This is a genomic window from Acidobacteriota bacterium, assembly GCA_039028635.1.
Lineage (GTDB): Bacteria > Acidobacteriota > Thermoanaerobaculia > Multivoradales > JBCCEF01 > JBCCEF01.
On sequence record JBCCHV010000055.1, the window covers coordinates 1 to 16,655 of the forward strand.

Genomic DNA, 16,655 nt, shown 5'->3' on the forward strand with positions numbered 1-16,655 from the left:
CGCCGCGACGCCCTGATCGGGCTCGGGAGCCGTCTGCTCGAATAGCAGACGCCTACCTTCGACCAGCAAGTACTTCTCGGCTCAAGGCGCCCCTGCGAGCCTGCGCGGCCCGGCCACGCACATGTCGTGCGCCTAGCGGCCGGTCAGGCACCCAGATCCAGGGCGGCCCCAATCCAGGGCGGCCCAATCCAGGGCGGCCCCGATCTCGGCGCCGATGGCGCCGCCTCGCGCTAACGCGCTTGGCAGGCGTCTGCTCGGATCAGCAGACGCCGCCTTGCTACAGAAAGAAGCTCGTAGAGAGCGAGTTGAGGCGCAAGGTCCGGCTCATGCCGGGGCGTCGGTGAAGCTGACGAACTCGACCTCGACGGTGCCGCCGGTGACGCCGCCGCTACGCTGGTTGTTGCAGGTTCCGGCGTCGCTGCGCTGGTCACAGTACTTGGTCCCATCGGGTGCGACGATCGGCTGGTAGGTGGTGCCGCCCGGGGTCGAGCACAGAGTCTGGCCGCTGGGCAGCTGGGGGGCTTCCACCGGTGCGGCGCAGACGGCGCTGGGGTTGGGGTAACCGGCGTTGGCTTCCGGCCCGGAGCAGTTGGTCGCCGCCCAGCCGAAGACCCCCGGCGAGTTGGCATTGCTGCCCAAAGGCCCGTTCTTGGCCTTGCTCGTCGCCGCCGGCCAGCCGCTGCCCGAGGTGTTGATCGCCAGCACGGCATTCACGCCGTTGACCGCACTGATGTCCGTGTCGTCGGCGTTGGCGCAGCCACTACCGACGGATCCGTTGACCCCGAAGTTGATCGACCCCTCGGCCAGGTTGGTGGCATCGGGATAGGTGGTGTTGGAGCAACCGTTGTTGGCCGCGAAGGCGTTGGCCCCGGCGGTGAAGAAGAAGTTGAAGGTCAGCGCCGGGCTGCAGGTGCCGCCGCAATCGAGCTGAGGTAGATAGGTGATCGTCTCTCCCGCATCCATCTGGTATGAGCCCTTGTCGTCGACTCCCACCGGGGTGGTGAACTGGACAGTCTTGCCGGCGACGCTCGAATGGAAAACCAGCCGAGAGTCGTTGAGGGACTTGATCTGCTCCCCGAGGTTCGAGCAGTTGGGCGGCGGCGTGACGGGCGGCTGCCCCAGAACGAGATTGGCATAGACCGGCTGACTCGAAGTATTGGTCACCGTCATGGAAGTTGGGGTCAGGGTGGCCGCGCTGGCGCCGGCCCCTTCGCCGAAAGCCGGCGACGGTGCGAGGGCGAAGAGGACCACGAGCAGAAGACCAGAGGGAAGGGCACGGCGGGTCACGAGATGCATCACGGAAGAACCTCCTTTAATTCGATAAAAATGACATTCCATATCCCCCAGTGAGTCGATCTCGGAAAACGTTTCAGGCCGGTCGCCGGACCCGAAGCCAGCGGATTCAGCGACCGATTCCTTCACCGCAGAGACCTCCCCTGGCCCGACCCTCGCGGAGGGTCGGCAGGCAAGGGAGACAACGCTGCAGTCGGTGACCTGCGGGCGGGCTAGGTTTCTTCGGCGGCCGCTTCGGCATCGAGCAGCCGCACCATGCCGTCGATCTTCTTGCGCAGGTCGAGCATCAGGGTTTCGAGCTCTTCGCGCGGCAGGGGTTCGTCGCTCGGCGTTGGTGGCGCCGCCGGCTCGGGGGTGTAGAGGCGAGCGAAGAAACTCCCTGGATCGAGCTCGAGAGCTCGCAGCACACGCTCCAAGGAGGGGAGATCGAGACCTCGACGAGCCGCCAGAACGTCGGACAACAGGTCCGCCTCGAGACCGCTGGCCGCGGCCAGTGCCGCGGGCGAGATCTGCTGCTCGGTCATCACCTCACGCAAGAGTGAGGCTGCCCTCTCTTCGGCGGTCGGGATCGTCATCATTTCAGTATACGAGAGCCCGGGCCCGACTTCCCCGCTGTCGTTTCCCTTTACAAGCGTCCCGCCTTCCGAGACGATGGTCGGAGGCGGGCCCGAGGAGCCCGCCAATCCAACTCGACCGACCCGATGAGGACCCCATGCCCAGCATCTTGATCGTCGGAGCATCCGCCAAGCGGCACAATTTCGGCAACAAGTGCGTGCGCGCCTACCAGGAGGCCGGATACGAGGTCTTTCCGGTCAATCCACGCGCTGGCGAGATCGAAGGCGCTCCCGTGTTCGCCGAGATCGCCGCGGCCCCGCCCGCCGACCGCGCTGCTCTTTACTTGCCCCCGGAGCGGCTGGCACCGCTTCTTCCAGAGCTCGCCAAGCGAGAGTTTCCGGAGGGGGTCTATTTCAATCCCGGCACCTGGACCCCGCAGCTACTCGACGAGGCCCGCGCCCTCGGCATTGCGGTGCGCCAAGCCTGCGCCATCGTCGCCCTCGGACGCAGCCCTTCGGAGTTCCCCTGAGGGCTACCCTCAGTTGCCTCCGGGCAAGTTCTTGAGGATGGCGCGCTTGTGATTCCAGGTCGAGCGAATCTCGACCATCTTCTGGTGCGAGAACCCGAGCTCGCTGGCGATGCGCTTGACCTGCAGCTCTTCTTCGGAAGAAATCGCGCCGTCGGCGGCCGAAACCGCGAACAGACAATCGAGCAGCCGCCGGCGCTCCTCCGCCGAGGAGATCTCCTTGAACTCGCGAGTGACCAGGAAGTTCTCGGTGCCTCCGAAGAGGCGCGCCTGGCTCTTGGCGATCTGCACCGCCAGCACCGCCTGATCTTCCGGCAACTCACCGACCTGCGCCACGATGTGCTCCATGGCCCGGGTCTCGGCCTCGTCGATCTCGAGATCGGCATTGGCGACCCGACTCAAGGTGTAGGCGAAAGCGGCCACGAAACGGGCACGCTCCGGTGACATCGACTCGAGCTGGGCGACGATCTTCCGCACCGTCTCGGTGTCACCTTCGGAGCTCTCATCGGGAGCCTTTTCGAGCCCCAGGAATTTCAGAATCGACATAGCGCTAGTCTACCCTCCTCGGCCGACCTAGAGGGCTTTCACGACGGGCTGCTAAGGTTGCGTCATGCTCTCCGATGTCGACCTGCTGGCCCGCCTGGTGGCCTTCGACACCACCAGCCATCGCAGCAATCTGGCGCTGGTCGAGTTCCTCGCCGACTACCTCGATCGCCCCGGTGTGCGCATTACCCGGCACCCTTCCCCAGACGGAGCCAAGGCCAATCTGATCGTCGCTCTCGGCCCCGCCTCCGGCCCCGATGGCGACGGCCTGGTGCTCTCCGGGCACATGGACGTGGTGCCGGCCCTCGAGGACGGCTGGCGTCAGGATCCTTTCGAGCTGGCGCTCGGCGACGAGCGGCTCGTCGGTCGCGGAGCGGCCGACATGAAGGGCTTTCTCGCCCTCGCCAGCAACCTCGCCGCAAGCCTCGATCCGAACCGCCTGTCGGCACCGCTGGTCCTGATCTTCACCTACGACGAAGAGGTCGGCACCCTGGGCGCCAAGCACCTCGTCGAGTCCTGGGCCGCGACGCCGCAGGAGCCTTTACCGCGGGCCGCCATCATCGGCGAGCCGACCTCCCTCGACGTGGTGGGACTGCACAAGGGGCACCTCAAAGCCCGCATCACCCTCGCCGGACGCAGCGCCCACAGCGGCTATCCTCATCTCGGGATCAACGCCATCGAAGCCGGCGGCCGGGTCATCGACTCGCTGGCGACTCTGCGGCAGCAGCTCGAGGCGGAAACCCCGCCGGGATCAAACCACTTCCCGGAGGTCCCCTTCGTCGCCCTCAATGTCGGCACCGTCAACGGCGGCTCGGCGATCAACGTCGTGCCGGACCAGTGCATCGTCGAGCTCGGGGTCCGCATCCTGCCCGGCATGACCTCCCATGAGATCCAACAGAGGATCCAGCAGGCCATCTCGGGAGCGGCCGGCGTCGACCATGAGCTCGAAGTCTTGAGCGACAGTCCGCCCCTCGCCCTCGCTGCCGAAGCGCCGGTCGCCGCCTTTCTCCAGCAGGCGACGGGTCGCCAGAAGCTGCGCAGCGTCTCCTTCGCCACCGATGCCGGCTGGCTCCAGAAGCTCGGCATGGACTGCGTGATCTTCGGCCCCGGCTCGATCGAGGTCGCCCACCGGCCGAACGAGTTCATGCCCCGCGACGAGCTGGCCCAAGCGCGGGTGCTGCTCAGCCGGACGGTCGAACACTTCTGCGGCACCAGTCCTGCCAGCGCCGGTCGATGACAGCCTCGACCTCGGCGAGCGCTGCCTCATCCGGTTCGGAAGTCAGAAAGTCACTCCCGAGGGCCTTGACGAGATCGTCCAGGTAGGCCCCGTCCTCAGCGGCGAGATAGGCCTTCGCGAAGGACCGGAACGAGGCTCGCAGATCGCCCGCCAACAGCTTCTCACCGAAGGCCTCGTAGAGCTCGATCACCGAAGACTCGCCAGAGCCCGGCGGCTGTCGATCCGAAAGCGCATCTCGCCGGATCAGCCAGCGCAAGAAGAGGCCTCCCGGTATGCCGGCATGGGAATCGGGCAGCCCCTGGCTGCGAACCACGTCCAAGGCCCATTCAGCACGATCGAGAGCGATTTCACCGCGCTCCGGAACGGCGGTGCGAAAAACACCCAAGACCCATCCGACGAAGACCCAGAGAAGCGCCAGGCAAAAGTAGTCGAATACCGGCGAGAGCCCGAGGATGGGTTCATTGGCCGAAGCTTTGAGGCGCACAAAGGCGATGGTCGAGAGAATGCCGGCCAGGAAAGCACCCTCGCGGATGCCACGCCGCTGGCGCCAGTCGCTCCCAGGTTCGCGAGACGTCTTCATTCTCTCGAGGCAGGCAACTCGGGCTAGTAGTCCACCGCCAAGCGCCAGCGCACGCCTGCCTTCTCCGCCCGTTGCAACACCGCTTCGATCTCCTCGAGATCCCTCAGAACGTCTTCCGGAGCTTCGATTCCGGCCGTCGCCGGAGTGCCTTTCTCGCGCCGCAGCCAGCTCACCAAGGCCGAGAAGGTGGCGCGGTCCTGGGCCGGATCGAACCAGTGCGTCGCCACCTGGCCAGCCTGCTCCGCCAGATCCTCGAGACCTTCGCCGACCAGAAAATCCGCAAGCTGATCCGCCGGCACGACGACAAAGTTGATCATCGGCACGACACCGAGGTCCTCGCACTGAGCGCTGAGAATCCCCTCCACCAGAGCCAGGGACTTGCCATTGACGAAGGGGTCGAAACCCTCGATGTCCTGCTCCAGCTCAACGAAATAGGCCGCGCTCACGTCCTGCCCTCCCAGGGATGAATGTCGATGAGGGCTTTATCCAGCCTCCGCCAGCAAACCTTCGATCAGCTCCGTGTGCTCGGCCACCAGCCCGTAATAGTGCTCGCCGGTACCGGGCCCCGTGAAGCCGGTGAAGATCTTGCGAACCTTGCCGTCGCGACCGATGAACACCGTCGTCGGGAAAGCCACCACCGCCGTCAGATCGGGAAGCGTCGCCGCCGCCTGTGACTTGTCGCTGGTGCCGGCGAGGAGCAGTAGATACTCGAGGCCGTAGCGCTCGGCGAATCGCCTCACCTGCTCGCCGTCGCGCTCGGGATCGCCGGAGAACTCGTAGGCCAGTCCCACGATCTCGAGCCCCTGCTTGCCATACTCCCGGTGCCACTGCGCCAGCAGGGGAGCCTTGTCGTTGCAGTTGGGGCACCAGGATCCGAAGATGTCGACCAGCACCACCTTATCGGCAAAGCGCTCGTCGCCCAGGGATACCGTTTCGCCGGCGAGATCCGGGAACGAAAAGTCGAAGCGTCCCTCGTCGTTGGTCAGGCCGACCTGGGTCCAGGCGTCGGGCAGGTCGGTTTCGTCGGAGCGAGCAGCGGTCCAGGTGGCGTGGTAGGTGTCGCGCGACCAGAAGTCGCCGACCAGGGAGCCGTCCTCCTGCAAGCGCGCCTGAAACAGAAAGGCGTGGGCACCATCGAAGGTCGAAAGCCGCAACACACCCGCCTCCCAAGCCCCTTCGAGGAAGCGGTAGTCGCCGGTCGGCGTGAGGAACGTCCCGTGAATGCGGTCACCAGCCTGGCGAAACTCCGCCTTCGCCGGCTCGGCACCATCCTCGTCGACGAACTCGACGGACCACTGACCGGCCGGCGAATCCGCCGCTTCGGCGGCGCCTTCGATTCCAGCCTCGGCGAGGGAGAGGAAACGCCTCCGATCGTCGCGCCGGGCCGCGAACGGCAGCGTCGAATTGCCATCGGGCACGGTCTTGCGCCACTGGCCGCTCATCGCCGTGCCGTCCTCCGCCAAGCGCGCCGTGATCTCGGAGTCGTACCAGTCGAAGGCCAGCACCACGCGATCATCCTCGACCTCCACCCCGCTGAGGTCCAGTGCCTCGGAGCCGTTGATGGCCTGGGCCTCGAAGGCCTCTCCGACCTGACTGATCCGCAACGTGAAGGGCAATTCGCCGCCGGGTGAGGTCAAAACCGCCCGCCAGTCGCCGATCAACGGCGAAACCTCGGGTTCGGTCGGAGGCGCGGCACAGGCCAGCAGGCCTCCGAGAATCACCAGCGAGAGCACGAGCAGCGAAGTCTTGGAACTCATGGAGCTTCCTCCGAAATCGGCGAGGTGGAATTGGCAGCAGCACTTCCCGCTCCATTCTACGGCCAGCCTCAGCGAGGCGATCGCTGATCAACATTGGGCCGCTACAATTGGAACCTCACGACCCAGGAGCCAATCACCATGTGCGGCCGCTACACCCTCACCGCCCCCGGCGAAGGCATCGCCGACCTCTTCGAGCTGCCCGCCATCCCAGAGATGGCGGCGCGCTACAACATCGCCCCGACTCAAAACACGGCGGTCGTGCGGGCCCTCGCCTCCGCCGGACCGCGCCAGCTCGACATGCTGCGCTGGGGGCTGATCCCCTATTGGGCGAACGACCTCAAAATCGGCAGCCGCATGATCAACGCCCGCGCCGAAACCGCCGCCACCAAGCCCTCCTTCCGCAACAGCCTCAAGAAAAAGCGCTGTCTGGTCGTCGCCGACGGCTACTACGAGTGGAAAAAAGAGGGGGCGATCAAACAGCCCTACCGAATCATCCGCCAAGGCGGTCAGCCCTTCGCCTTCGCCGGCCTCTGGGACCTGTGGAAAGGTCCCGATGGCCCGGTCGAGTCCTTCACCATCCTCACCTGCGACGCCGCCCCCGAAATCCGCCCCCTCCACCACCGCATGCCGGTCATCGTCGAACAAGACGAATACAACCTCTGGCTCGACCCGGAAATGAAAGACCCCGCGGAGCTGGAGACCATCCTGCAACCGCGGGGTGGGGATCTCCTGGAGGACTACCCGGTGGATCGCCGAGTGGGGAATCCAAGGAACGAGGGACCGGAGTGCGTGAAGCGGATTACCTAGTGGATTAAGAATTCAGGCTCTTCTAATTCTACGAAGTCCAGCAAGGACATGATCTTGAGAGGTATTTCGCTAACCCTGTTCGGATCTCAGGAAAAGACGTCTCCATCTCCGTCTAACCCGTCAGACCAACGCAGTACCTGAATACGAACGGAGGGAAGATGGCTGATTACTGGGCAGTACTTGGATACGCTTGCGCACATGGAGACTCGTTCACAGGACACCTCTCTACCCACTGCAAGATCAAGAGAGATTTCTATGACTTCTTAGTAAGAACTCACAAATTCAGGCTTAACCGATGGGAACTCGAATCCCTAAGATACTGCGCCCTCAAACTCGACAAGGGCTATTGGGATGAATTTCAAGGAATTTCGAACACTTGGGGATCTGCACCAAAGGGCCAGCCAATATGGTCTGACACCAAATGGGATCACAGAGAGTTCCTCGAGTACATCGGCCTGCTATGCATCGATCAAAAATACGCAAGCGATTCCTTCAAAGCCGCAACTAACTCAGACCCCAACAAACTGATCGAGCAAGTAAGAAACGGTCCAGCCGGGAACTTCCAGGTCCCTCAAGGCATGATCAACACCCAACTTCGACCGATTCTATCCAGGCCTTCAAACCTGACCCATTTCGTCAACATATCGAACAACGGCTGGGTCATACCAGCAGCGAAACCATGCGGTGGAGGGGCCATTTTCCAGGAGGAATATAAGCACTGCGATCCGGATGTCGTCGCACTCAATGAGGCCCTCGAAGCCGTCAAGACGGACGCAGAGCTCTCTTTGATGGGGTACGACCTCTCGCCGTTCTTGAGAATCCCTCAAGTCGAGCAAGATTTCCTCTACCAAAGCGGAAGAAATCCCTACGATGACCCTGAGGTCCGATCCTATCTGACGGCCTTGGCACCTCCGCTCTAACGACCTCTAGATCGGGATGGACGGAATTCAGGGCGGCAGCCGTCCATCCCAAAAGCCTCAAAAAAATCGTAAAAACATTGAAGTGCCACAGCTCACCACATCAGGTCAATGTATGGCAGACTCCAGGGCACTCAGTTCAAACCTCCTAAGGACCACGCTAAACGAAGAGTGATCAGGCACCCCGGGATTAAGATCATCCGCCCTGGCCCTGATTTTCCGCAGCGTCCGCTCGATTCCGGGATCTTCCCAGATCTCGATCGCCTCTAGCGCTTTTAATTCTGCCTGCGTACAATCACCAGAGAGGAAGGCCTTCTCCGCCTCGATCTGAGCAACGAAAGCACGCGAAAGTCGCGACGGGTAGGCCCGGTCGACCTCTCGAACGGTTTCTTCAAACGGAATCGCCGTGTCAAATTGACTCGAGATTGCAATAACGGCGGCTCGCCTCAGCTCGCGCAGGTTTCCAGGAGTCGGCGAGAGATCCAGCAATTCCTTGAGCAGAGAACGCGCGATCTGACTGTTACCCGCGACAACTTCGACTTCCGCGAGAAGAAGCGTCGCCAGGGACCGGTTTCGCGTCGAGCGTTCTTTCAGTGCCCCCCTTTTTCGAACACCCTCCAAGAGCCTGCGTGCGTCATCCCAACGCTCTTCTAAAATCGCGACTTGCGCTCGGCTAAGATTGCCATATTCTAGATACCCTCGTTGGGCAAGCTGTCGAAAGGCGAAGTTAGCCTTCCTTAGATCTCCATCCGCGACGTAGGAGATTCCCTCCGCCCAGAAGTGATAGGGGATCCAGTGCTTTCTTCCCTTAGACAGTCTTGCGCGAGCTGCCTCACCGCCCTCGCCCTGTTGAGCACGGAGGAGGGCTGCGGTTCCGATGTTGACACTGTCAGTGTCGCCGCGGCCGGACTCCTCGATCAAATCAATGGCCTCCTGCAAGAAATCGGGGCCCATCTTCTCCCAAACCAGCGCCATCAACCGCTTCGCTCGCATCGCTTCGGAGGGGATGCCAGCTAGACCATTCAAGACATCCAGCGCCTCTTCGTAACAGAGTCTCTGGCGGGCTGCTGTGGCGATGATCCAGAGACTGTGGATTGCTCCGTCTACCGAAATCCTCTTTCCCGCAGCCTCCAAGTCTTCGCAGAGAATCACGGCCCCCGAATCCACCGCCTCTGCCAACGAATCATCGACCAACCGCAAGGCTTGGGTTCCGTACCGAAGTCCTTCCTCGAAACGACCTTCGGCGTCGAGAGCTTCCACGGCCCTCCAGGAAGCCGCCTTGAAGGTGGGATCCGCCCTAAAAGCATCGACAAAGTGGAGCGCCGCATCTTCGTACTCACCAGCACGTTCAAGGGTGACGCCTTCTAGATACTCCCCCAGGGCGTTCCGCCGATGCACTGAAGAAACGGAAACCGGTTCCCACTCGATGGGTTTTTTCCTCTTCGACTCAAGACGGAGTGCAGCACGTGTAAGACGCCGTGTCGCTCTTGAGATATCTCCATCCAAATCCTGCCACGCAAGGGGCTTTGCTTGGGGATCCCTGAGGAGAGCATGAGTCTCCCAGATTCCGGCTCTGAGGACTGACTCAGGATCGGACTCGTCGAGGGCAATCACGTACTTGGCACCAGCTGTTAGAGCCCATAGGCCCAACAAGCCAAGATCCCACTTGCCACAGCTCACACAGATCGAGGATTCGAAGGACTCTACCGTCGGTTCTATCGGCCTAATGGTGGCCAGTTGCTTGTAGACCGTCCGCACGATTCGATCTCGATCCGCAGTGTGTGAAGCGCGAGCCACCGGGGCCACGGCGATCATGATCGCCTCGTCAATGAAAAGCTCCGGCAGTGAATATCGAAGCGCTATCTCTGCCAGGATTGGAATGATCAACAGGGGTAGGAGCAGCCAACGCATCCGATCGAAACGCAGCGAGCGAGCGGCAGCTGGAGTTTCCGCGGGATCTCGCTCAGGCGCCAGCGCTTCTTCGAGCTCTGCGGCACTGCTGAACCGATCCTCAGCGAGTGGTGCTATGGCCTTTTCGACGGTGGCCACAAGCTTCTGTGGGATATCCGGACGAAGGTCCCTCAGCCGTAACCGTTTACCGAGGCGATGGTTCTTGGCGAAGACTCTAGCGTCCTCACCCTGGACAGGAAACTTTGCCGTCAGGAGGTAGAACAGGAGAACACCTAGGGAGTAGAGGTCCGTCGACCGCGTGCTGAGACCGTTATCCAGGAGCTCGGGAGCCATGTAAGAGAGCGTCCCGGATAGGGCACGCGAGCCCCGACCCAAGCCGTCAACTTCACAGCCAATGCCGAAGTCTACGAGAACGATGCGGCCACCTTTCTCCCTCAGGACGTTCTGAGCCTTGATGTCACGGTGCAGGAGATTGGCGCCGTGAGCTGCCGCAAGAGCCCGGCACAGCGTCATGCCGATCGAGACCACCTCATCGGCACCGAACCTGCCTTGGTACTTCATAATCTCGGCCAGTGACTTGCCGTTTACCAGCTCCATCACAAAGCCCGTTCGCCCATTGTGTTCATCAGCGTCCCTCACCCGAACCACGTTGACATGCTGGATCGCCTCGAGACGCCGAGCCTCTTCCAGGAAAAGCTCTCCCTGACTCGGCTGCGACCCACCAAGAAGCTTGAGAGCAACCTCTCCTCCAGTCCCGGAATGCACGGCCCGGAATACCTCACCGAATCCGCCTTGGCCTAGGCGCTCTAAAATGCGGTACCGCCCCCACCCCCCCAGGGCAATGGGGCCTGTCCGAAGCTCCTTTTCTTGCCCGTTGAGCCGGCGGGTCGAGAGAGGACTTCGGCTTTCGACACCTATCTGCGATAGCAGAACGAGAAGCTTGGCGCCTTCGTCGCCTGTCTCTTCGAGGCTTTGGCGATGGCTTGAATCGAGTGGACGGAGGCCTAGAAGGGCTTCGACGACCTTCTCGAACGAGTCTTCACTCATCCCTGACCAGGTTCTTCGCCAGCTTCTCTACCGCCCGCTTGGTGGCAACCCGGGCAGCGTCGGGACTCGGGCTGCCCGCATGAAGTTGAACTTCCTTCCAGGACATCCCCAGGAATACCCGAGCAACAATCAAGTCGGCTTCCGATTCCTTGAGCTGCCCGAGTGCAAGCTCGAGTGCCTTCCACTTCTGGTTCATGAGCATCCTTTCAAGCGGAGAGGTCACATTGACTTGCTCCGGCGCCGGCAGATCGCTCCGCTTAAACTCTCGGCAGTTCCAAGTTTTGGCCAGATTCTTGACGGTTCGAAAGAGAAAGGGCTGAAAAGAAACGCCCAGCGACAGATCGAAGTCATTGAGCCGTTCCAAGCTCCGAAGAAACGCCTCTTGGACGAGGTCACTGGTGTCGTGGGCATCTCGAGCACGCCCCACGAGAAACCCGTGAGCGAACCGCTGCAAACGGGGATCATAGCGCTCGACCAGAAGATCCCGAGCCTGAGGGTCACCTTGCTGGAACCGAAGAATAAGAAGTACCGAAGTCGCCTCAACTACAGGAGTAGTCTGGCTCACAGCACACCTCCCTAAGGGATTAGACAACGACGCCGCATTAGTACATCTCTCTTCATATAAAGATAAATGATCGTCCGGATACGAGAAATTCTAAGCAAAAGCTGCGCCAGAACCAAGAAATCGGTTCTTCTGAATATTCTCTGTTCGCTTTCTTCACCTCACTGGTTCTTCTCTTGGATCCATCTGCTTATGACGAGAGCAGGTCTTCAATTCGAGAGGAGAACCAATGGACGAATCGGATGCGCGCGCACTGTTCGAAGAAGCATTCCCCCTCATTCATCGAGTCATCAGCCTCCGAGCCAACCGCGGTCGCCAAATTGGCATTGATGCAGACGAGTTTCGATCTTACGCTCTCTACAAGCTGATCGAGAGCGACTACCGAATCCTCCGTCGGTACCGCGGTCGGAGCAGTCTTAAAACCTATCTGACCACCGTCGTCCATCGGCTCTTCATGGACTTCCGGATCCACTGCTGGGGTCGCTGGCGCCCTTCGCAGACAGCCGTCGGCTTGGGAGTCCTGGCCATTGAGCTCGAACAGCTCCTGGCACGCGATGGCTTCTCGTTGACCGAGGCCGTTGCCTTGATCCGGTCTCAGAACCCCAGAATCGATCCGGATGAACTCGAAGCTCTCGCCACACAGCTGCCTTCGCGGCTTCCCATCCGATTCGAGGGGGAGGAATCGCTCGCTCGCATCACCGACGATCGGAATCCTGCAGCAGACGCCCTAGCAGACGGACGAGGTCGGGAAGTCTCCGCCGCGCTTGGGGCGGCCTGGCGATCCCTCGAGGCGGAGGATCGCCTCATATTGAAGCTTCATTTCCGTGAGGGTCTCACGGTCGCCAAGATCGCCCGACTCCTCTGCCTCGAGCAGAAGCCTCTCTACCGACGAATCGAGCGGTCATTGAGGTGTATCAGGGTTCATCTCGAAGACTCGAGGATCACTGCTGAACTGGTTCGGGATCTCTTAACCTAACCACCAAGCCATCAACCTCTCTGTCAGGCTTGACGGTGGTTCGCTTTCTTCGACTCCTCGTTGGACGCTGCGAGCGGAGCGAATGAAGATCGCATAGCAGCGATCACAGGCGCCAAGGTGCTGACGCACTTTGGCGCTTTCGTTTGAGCCAAGGCCACCGTCGATGAGAGCCGCGAGTACCTCTGGCAATACGCAACGCCTTTCGAGGCTGATCGTCGATCGTACTTTCTCCGCCTTTGGCAGCCCTGCCTCGGCAGGCCGTCCTTTGTGGCGGTCCGAAGTGCTCATCGCACCTCCTCACTGCTTGGAGCTTTCCCTGCGTCGGACTGGATCTCGGTGCACTCGATCGATACGTCATATCCGCCTCCATAACACCTGAAGAGACGGACAAGAACCAACTGGTTCACTCAAGACTAAAGAGTATTCCGACAAGCAAATTTCAGAACAAGCAAGAGACTCCTCGAAAGAGCCTCGGCTTTGCCCCCCTACCAGCGCTCGATTCTCTTCTTGCGCTCTTGACAGACCTTGGGGGGCTTGGCGGGGAAGTGCTGGAGGACGTCGCCGGACTGGACGGAGGCGCCGGTACCGGTGTAGCGCTCGGTGAGCTCGACGGTGAGGCGGCTGGCGACATCGCAGTGGCCCTGGCCGGAGGCGATCAGGGAGAGGGTGAAGAGCAGGGCGACGACGACGGCGGCGAAGCGGTGGCTCCAGGCTGCGGAGCGCTGCGGGCCACTCGGCGTGACGATGTGCTCAATGCGCCGTTCGAGGTCCGAGGCGGTGGCGGCGGCTCCCGGAATGGCCCGCGGCGAGAGGTTTCCGGGCAGGGTGCTCTCGAGCCCGAAGCGCACCACCTTGAGAAGCCCTCGGGCGTAGAGCTTGGGCTCGCCGAGGACCGCCACGACGCGTTCGTCGCAGGCCCGCTCGCGCTCGGCGAGCAGGCGACGGTCGAGCCACCAGACCAAGGGGTGGAACCAGAAGACCGCCCGCAGGAAGGACTGCAGCGAGGCGATCAGGTTGTCGCGCCGGCGAACGTGCTCGAGCTCGTGCACCAGGACCGCATCGAGCTCGTCGGCGCTGAGGTGCTGGCCCAGCCCCACCGGCAGCAGCAGGACCGGCCGGCGAACTCCCCAAACGGCCGGCGACGGCAGGTCGTCGACCCAGCGACAGGTGATTGCTCGATCGACGCCGGCATGGCGACGGGCGCGCGTGATCACCGGCGCCAGCGGATGATCATCGGCCAAGGGCCGGCCACTGCGCGCCAAGGCCACCAGAGAACGACGCAAGCGCCACTGTCGAGACGCCAGCCAGACAGCGCCGGCGGCCCAGACCAGGAGCAGAGCGAAGCCGACCGTCCCGAACAGGTTCTCGGCTCCCGCCAAGGGCGAGGCCAAGCCATCGGCGCGCCACCAGGAGAGGGAAGCCACGTTCGGCATCGGCAGACCGAGGGCGCGGCCACAGCTCACCACCACCGCCGTCGGCAGCAGGAACTTGAGCGAGGCGACGAGCAAGAGGCGATGGCGGATGCGAGCCGGCGACCGACGCAGGCCGATCGTCAGCAGCACGACGAGAACGGCGAACAGCGTCGCCTCCCAGAGGTGATTGACCAGGAATCCACCCCAATCGGAGAACCTCTCGATCATCGCTTGCAGCACCTCCGCGCCCCCTGCAATCGTCGTCCTCAGTCGTCGTCGAGGAGCTTCTCGGCCTGCTTGAGATCCTCGAGGCTGAGCCGTCCGGACTCCACCAGGTGGGCCATCAGCGGAGCCGGCGAGCCGCCGAAGACCTCGAGGAAGTCGTCGATCAGGCGGCGATAGGCGACGTTGCGACTGACCGCCGGTTCGTAGATATGGGCATTGCCAATCTTGCGAACCAAGCGAATCGCCTTCTTCTCTTCGAGTCGGCGGACGATGGTTTGTACGGTGGTGTAGGCCGGTTGTTTCCGCGTCGGCAGAGCTTCGAGAAGCTCGCGCACGGAAGCCCGGCCGAGCCGCCACAGCTCGTCCATCACCTCGAGCTCGAAGCGCGTCAGCTTGATGGCTTTCTGGCGTTTCATCGCGTTCCCCTTCCTACTACAGAGTGCGGAGATGCTAACACGGGGCCCGTCGACCGGACCCCGTCGCTGGCGTCAGGTGGCTACCAGCCGCACTGGCGTCCGGCGTTCTGCTCGTCGAGCCAGGTCTTGAGCGGCGCGAAGTAGTCGATCACCGCGGTGGCATCCATCTCCGGACTGCCGGTGACCACCTCGAGGGCTTCGGGCCACGGCCGCGAGGCGCCCATCTGCAGCATCTGGTCGAGGCGTTGGCCGGCCGCTTCGTTGCCGAAGATGGTGCAGCGGTTCAGGGGGCCGTCGTAGCCGGCGATCTCACACAGGGAGCGGTGGAACTGGAACTGCAGAATGTGCGCCAGGAAATACCGCGTGTAGGGCGTGTTGGCCGGGATGTGGTACTTCGCTCCGGCATCGAAGTCGGCCTCGGAACGCGACACCGGCGCCGCCACGCCCTGGTACTTCTCGCGCAGCGTCCACCAGCCGGCGTTGTAGTCGTCGGGCCCGATCTCGCCGGAGAACACCTTCCAGCGCCACTGATCGACCAACAATCCGAAGGGCAGGAAAGCGACCTTGTCGAGAGCATCGCGCATCAGCAGCCCGAGGTCCTTGGAGGGATCCGGCACCTCGTCGATCAGGCCGATCTGCTGCAGGTAGTCCGGCGTGACGGAGAGGGCGATGGTGTCGCCAATGGCCTCGTGGAAGCCGTCGTTGGCGCTGTTGCGATAGAGGAAGGGTAGCTGGTTGTAGGCCCGCTGGTAGTAGTTGTGGCCGAGCTCGTGGTGGATGGTGCGGAAGTCCTCGGCGTTGATCTCGATGCACATCTTGATGCGCAGGTCGTCGACGTTGTCGACATCCCAGGCGCTGGCGTGGCAGACCACGTCGCGATCCTGCGGCTTGGTGAACTGGGAGCGCTCCCAGAAGGTCTCCGGCAGCTCCGCAAAGCCGAGGGAGCTGAAGAAGCGCTCGCCGGAGCGCACCATCTCGAGGGCGTCGAGGTCGTTGGCGCGCAGACGCTCGGTGAGGTCGAAGCCGGGATCGGCGTTGGGCGGTGCCACCAATTCGTAGACATTGGCCCAGCCCTGAGCCCACATGTTGCCGAGCAGGTGCGCCGGGATGGGCTCGCCATCGGCCACCCGATCGCTGCCGTACTCCTCCTGCAGACGCGCGCGGACGTGACAGTGCAGCGCTTCGTAGAGCGGCCGCACCTGGTCCCAGAGGCGATCGAGCTCGGCGGCGAAGTCATCCGCCGGCATGTCGTACTTCGAGCGCCACATGGCCCCGGTGTCGGCAAAGCCGAGCTCGCGAGCACCTTCGTTCGAGAGCTCGACGAAGCGCTGGTAGGGCTGGCGCATCGGCGGCGAGACGGTGCGCCAGCCGGTCCAGACATCGAGCAACTCGTCGGCGTCGCGGCTCTCCGCCAGGATCGCCGTCATGTCGATGAGGTCGAGGCAGGTGCCATCGTCGCGGCAGTACTCGCCCTTGCCGTAGGTGGCCTCGAGGTCGCTGGCGATGGTCGCCAGCTCTTCGGTCTTGGCCTCGTCCGCCGGCGCCGCCATACTGCCGCCGAGCTTCAAGAACTGCAGGCGCCGGGAGACGTCGAAGGGCACCTCGAGGTCATCGAATCGCACCGCCTCGCGGGCGTACTTGGACTGCGCGGCGAGGGACTTCTGGCTCGCGGCGGCGGCGATCGCCTGGGTGTCCTGAGTGATGTAGGTGGACTGCACCCAGGCCGCCTGGCTCCCTTTATTGCTGAGGTCGTAGAGGTCCGCTTCGGCGGCGTCGACGAACTGCTGGGCGCCGTCCGGAGTGGCCGGATAGGAAGCCTCGTCATGAGCCGCCGGCGCGCAGGACCAGGCCAGGGGGACGGTGACGAGGAGTGAGAGAAGTCGTTTCATGG

Annotated in this window: 16 protein-coding genes; 5 read left to right on the top strand and 11 right to left on the bottom strand. The window is 62.7% G+C overall.

Annotated features, from left to right (window positions below; all coding sequences use genetic code 11):
* Positions 1 to 324: 324 nt before the first annotated feature.
* On the bottom strand, positions 325 to 1,299 hold the full coding sequence (locus AAF604_19205) for a hypothetical protein (protein ID MEM7051802.1): 975 nt from the start codon (positions 1,297 to 1,299) through the stop codon (positions 325 to 327).
* Between the two features lie 206 nt (positions 1,300 to 1,505).
* Positions 1,506 to 1,871: a helix-turn-helix transcriptional regulator gene (locus AAF604_19210; protein MEM7051803.1), complete on the bottom strand. Its 366-nt coding sequence runs from the start codon at positions 1,869 to 1,871 to the stop codon at positions 1,506 to 1,508.
* A 134-nt stretch (positions 1,872 to 2,005) separates the two neighbouring features.
* Between AAF604_19210 and AAF604_19215 the strand changes: the two genes are divergently transcribed.
* The gene (locus tag AAF604_19215) at positions 2,006 to 2,377 is read left to right on the top strand and encodes a CoA-binding protein (protein MEM7051804.1); all 372 of its coding nucleotides are present in this window, start codon (positions 2,006 to 2,008) and stop codon (positions 2,375 to 2,377) included.
* Between the two features lie 9 nt (positions 2,378 to 2,386).
* On the opposite strand, the gene AAF604_19220 is transcribed toward AAF604_19215, so the two are convergent.
* Complete coding sequence (locus tag AAF604_19220; protein MEM7051805.1) at positions 2,387 to 2,920, bottom strand: TerB family tellurite resistance protein; 534 nt, start codon at positions 2,918 to 2,920, stop codon at positions 2,387 to 2,389.
* 64 nt (positions 2,921 to 2,984) lie between these two features.
* Between AAF604_19220 and argE the strand changes: the two genes are divergently transcribed.
* The gene (argE, locus tag AAF604_19225) at positions 2,985 to 4,154 is read left to right on the top strand and encodes an acetylornithine deacetylase (GenBank protein ID MEM7051806.1); all 1,170 of its coding nucleotides are present in this window, start codon (positions 2,985 to 2,987) and stop codon (positions 4,152 to 4,154) included.
* Here the strand turns inward: argE and AAF604_19230 are convergent.
* From AAF604_19230 to AAF604_19240, 3 genes are read right to left on the bottom strand one after another with little or no spacing between them, the layout of a single operon-like run.
* Positions 4,099 to 4,734: a hypothetical protein gene (locus AAF604_19230; protein ID MEM7051807.1), complete on the bottom strand. Its 636-nt coding sequence runs from the start codon at positions 4,732 to 4,734 to the stop codon at positions 4,099 to 4,101. The genes argE and AAF604_19230 overlap by 56 nt on opposite strands.
* Positions 4,735 to 4,757: 23 nt before the next feature.
* Entirely contained in the window at positions 4,758 to 5,180 is a 423-nt protein-coding gene (locus AAF604_19235; protein ID MEM7051808.1) for a hypothetical protein, read from the bottom strand.
* Between the two features lie 36 nt (positions 5,181 to 5,216).
* Positions 5,217 to 6,491, bottom strand: coding sequence for a TlpA disulfide reductase family protein (locus tag AAF604_19240; GenBank protein ID MEM7051809.1), 1,275 nt, complete (start codon positions 6,489 to 6,491; stop codon positions 5,217 to 5,219).
* 138 nt (positions 6,492 to 6,629) lie between these two features.
* Between AAF604_19240 and AAF604_19245 the strand changes: the two genes are divergently transcribed.
* Together AAF604_19245 and AAF604_19250 are read left to right on the top strand one after the other, a co-directional pair.
* The gene (locus AAF604_19245) at positions 6,630 to 7,298 is read left to right on the top strand and encodes an SOS response-associated peptidase (protein ID MEM7051810.1); all 669 of its coding nucleotides are present in this window, start codon (positions 6,630 to 6,632) and stop codon (positions 7,296 to 7,298) included.
* Between the two features lie 158 nt (positions 7,299 to 7,456).
* Complete coding sequence (locus AAF604_19250) at positions 7,457 to 8,218, top strand: hypothetical protein (GenBank protein MEM7051811.1); 762 nt, start codon at positions 7,457 to 7,459, stop codon at positions 8,216 to 8,218.
* A 105-nt stretch (positions 8,219 to 8,323) separates the two neighbouring features.
* Here AAF604_19250 and AAF604_19255 read toward each other — a convergent pair whose 3' ends face one another.
* Positions 8,324 to 11,173, bottom strand: coding sequence for a protein kinase (locus AAF604_19255; GenBank protein ID MEM7051812.1), 2,850 nt, complete (start codon positions 11,171 to 11,173; stop codon positions 8,324 to 8,326).
* Positions 11,166 to 11,738, bottom strand: a complete 573-nt coding sequence (locus AAF604_19260; GenBank protein MEM7051813.1) for a sigma-70 family RNA polymerase sigma factor — start codon at positions 11,736 to 11,738, stop codon at positions 11,166 to 11,168. Before AAF604_19260 ends, AAF604_19255 begins: the two co-directional genes overlap by 8 nt.
* Before the next feature lie 226 nt (positions 11,739 to 11,964).
* Here AAF604_19260 and AAF604_19265 point away from each other — a divergent pair, with 226 nt between their 5' ends.
* A complete protein-coding gene (locus AAF604_19265; GenBank protein ID MEM7051814.1) occupies positions 11,965 to 12,711 on the top strand; it encodes a sigma-70 family RNA polymerase sigma factor in 747 nt (248 codons plus the stop codon).
* Positions 12,712 to 13,196: 485 nt separating this feature from the next.
* Here AAF604_19265 and AAF604_19270 read toward each other — a convergent pair whose 3' ends face one another.
* The 3 genes from AAF604_19270 to AAF604_19280 form a co-directional block, all read right to left on the bottom strand.
* Entirely contained in the window at positions 13,197 to 14,351 is a 1,155-nt protein-coding gene (locus tag AAF604_19270) for a M56 family metallopeptidase (protein MEM7051815.1), read from the bottom strand.
* A gap of 38 nt (positions 14,352 to 14,389) precedes the next feature.
* Positions 14,390 to 14,764, bottom strand: coding sequence for a BlaI/MecI/CopY family transcriptional regulator (locus tag AAF604_19275; GenBank protein MEM7051816.1), 375 nt, complete (start codon positions 14,762 to 14,764; stop codon positions 14,390 to 14,392).
* Between the two features lie 80 nt (positions 14,765 to 14,844).
* On the bottom strand, positions 14,845 to 16,653 hold the full coding sequence (locus AAF604_19280; protein MEM7051817.1) for a M2 family metallopeptidase: 1,809 nt from the start codon (positions 16,651 to 16,653) through the stop codon (positions 14,845 to 14,847).
* Positions 16,654 to 16,655: the final 2 nt, after the last annotated feature.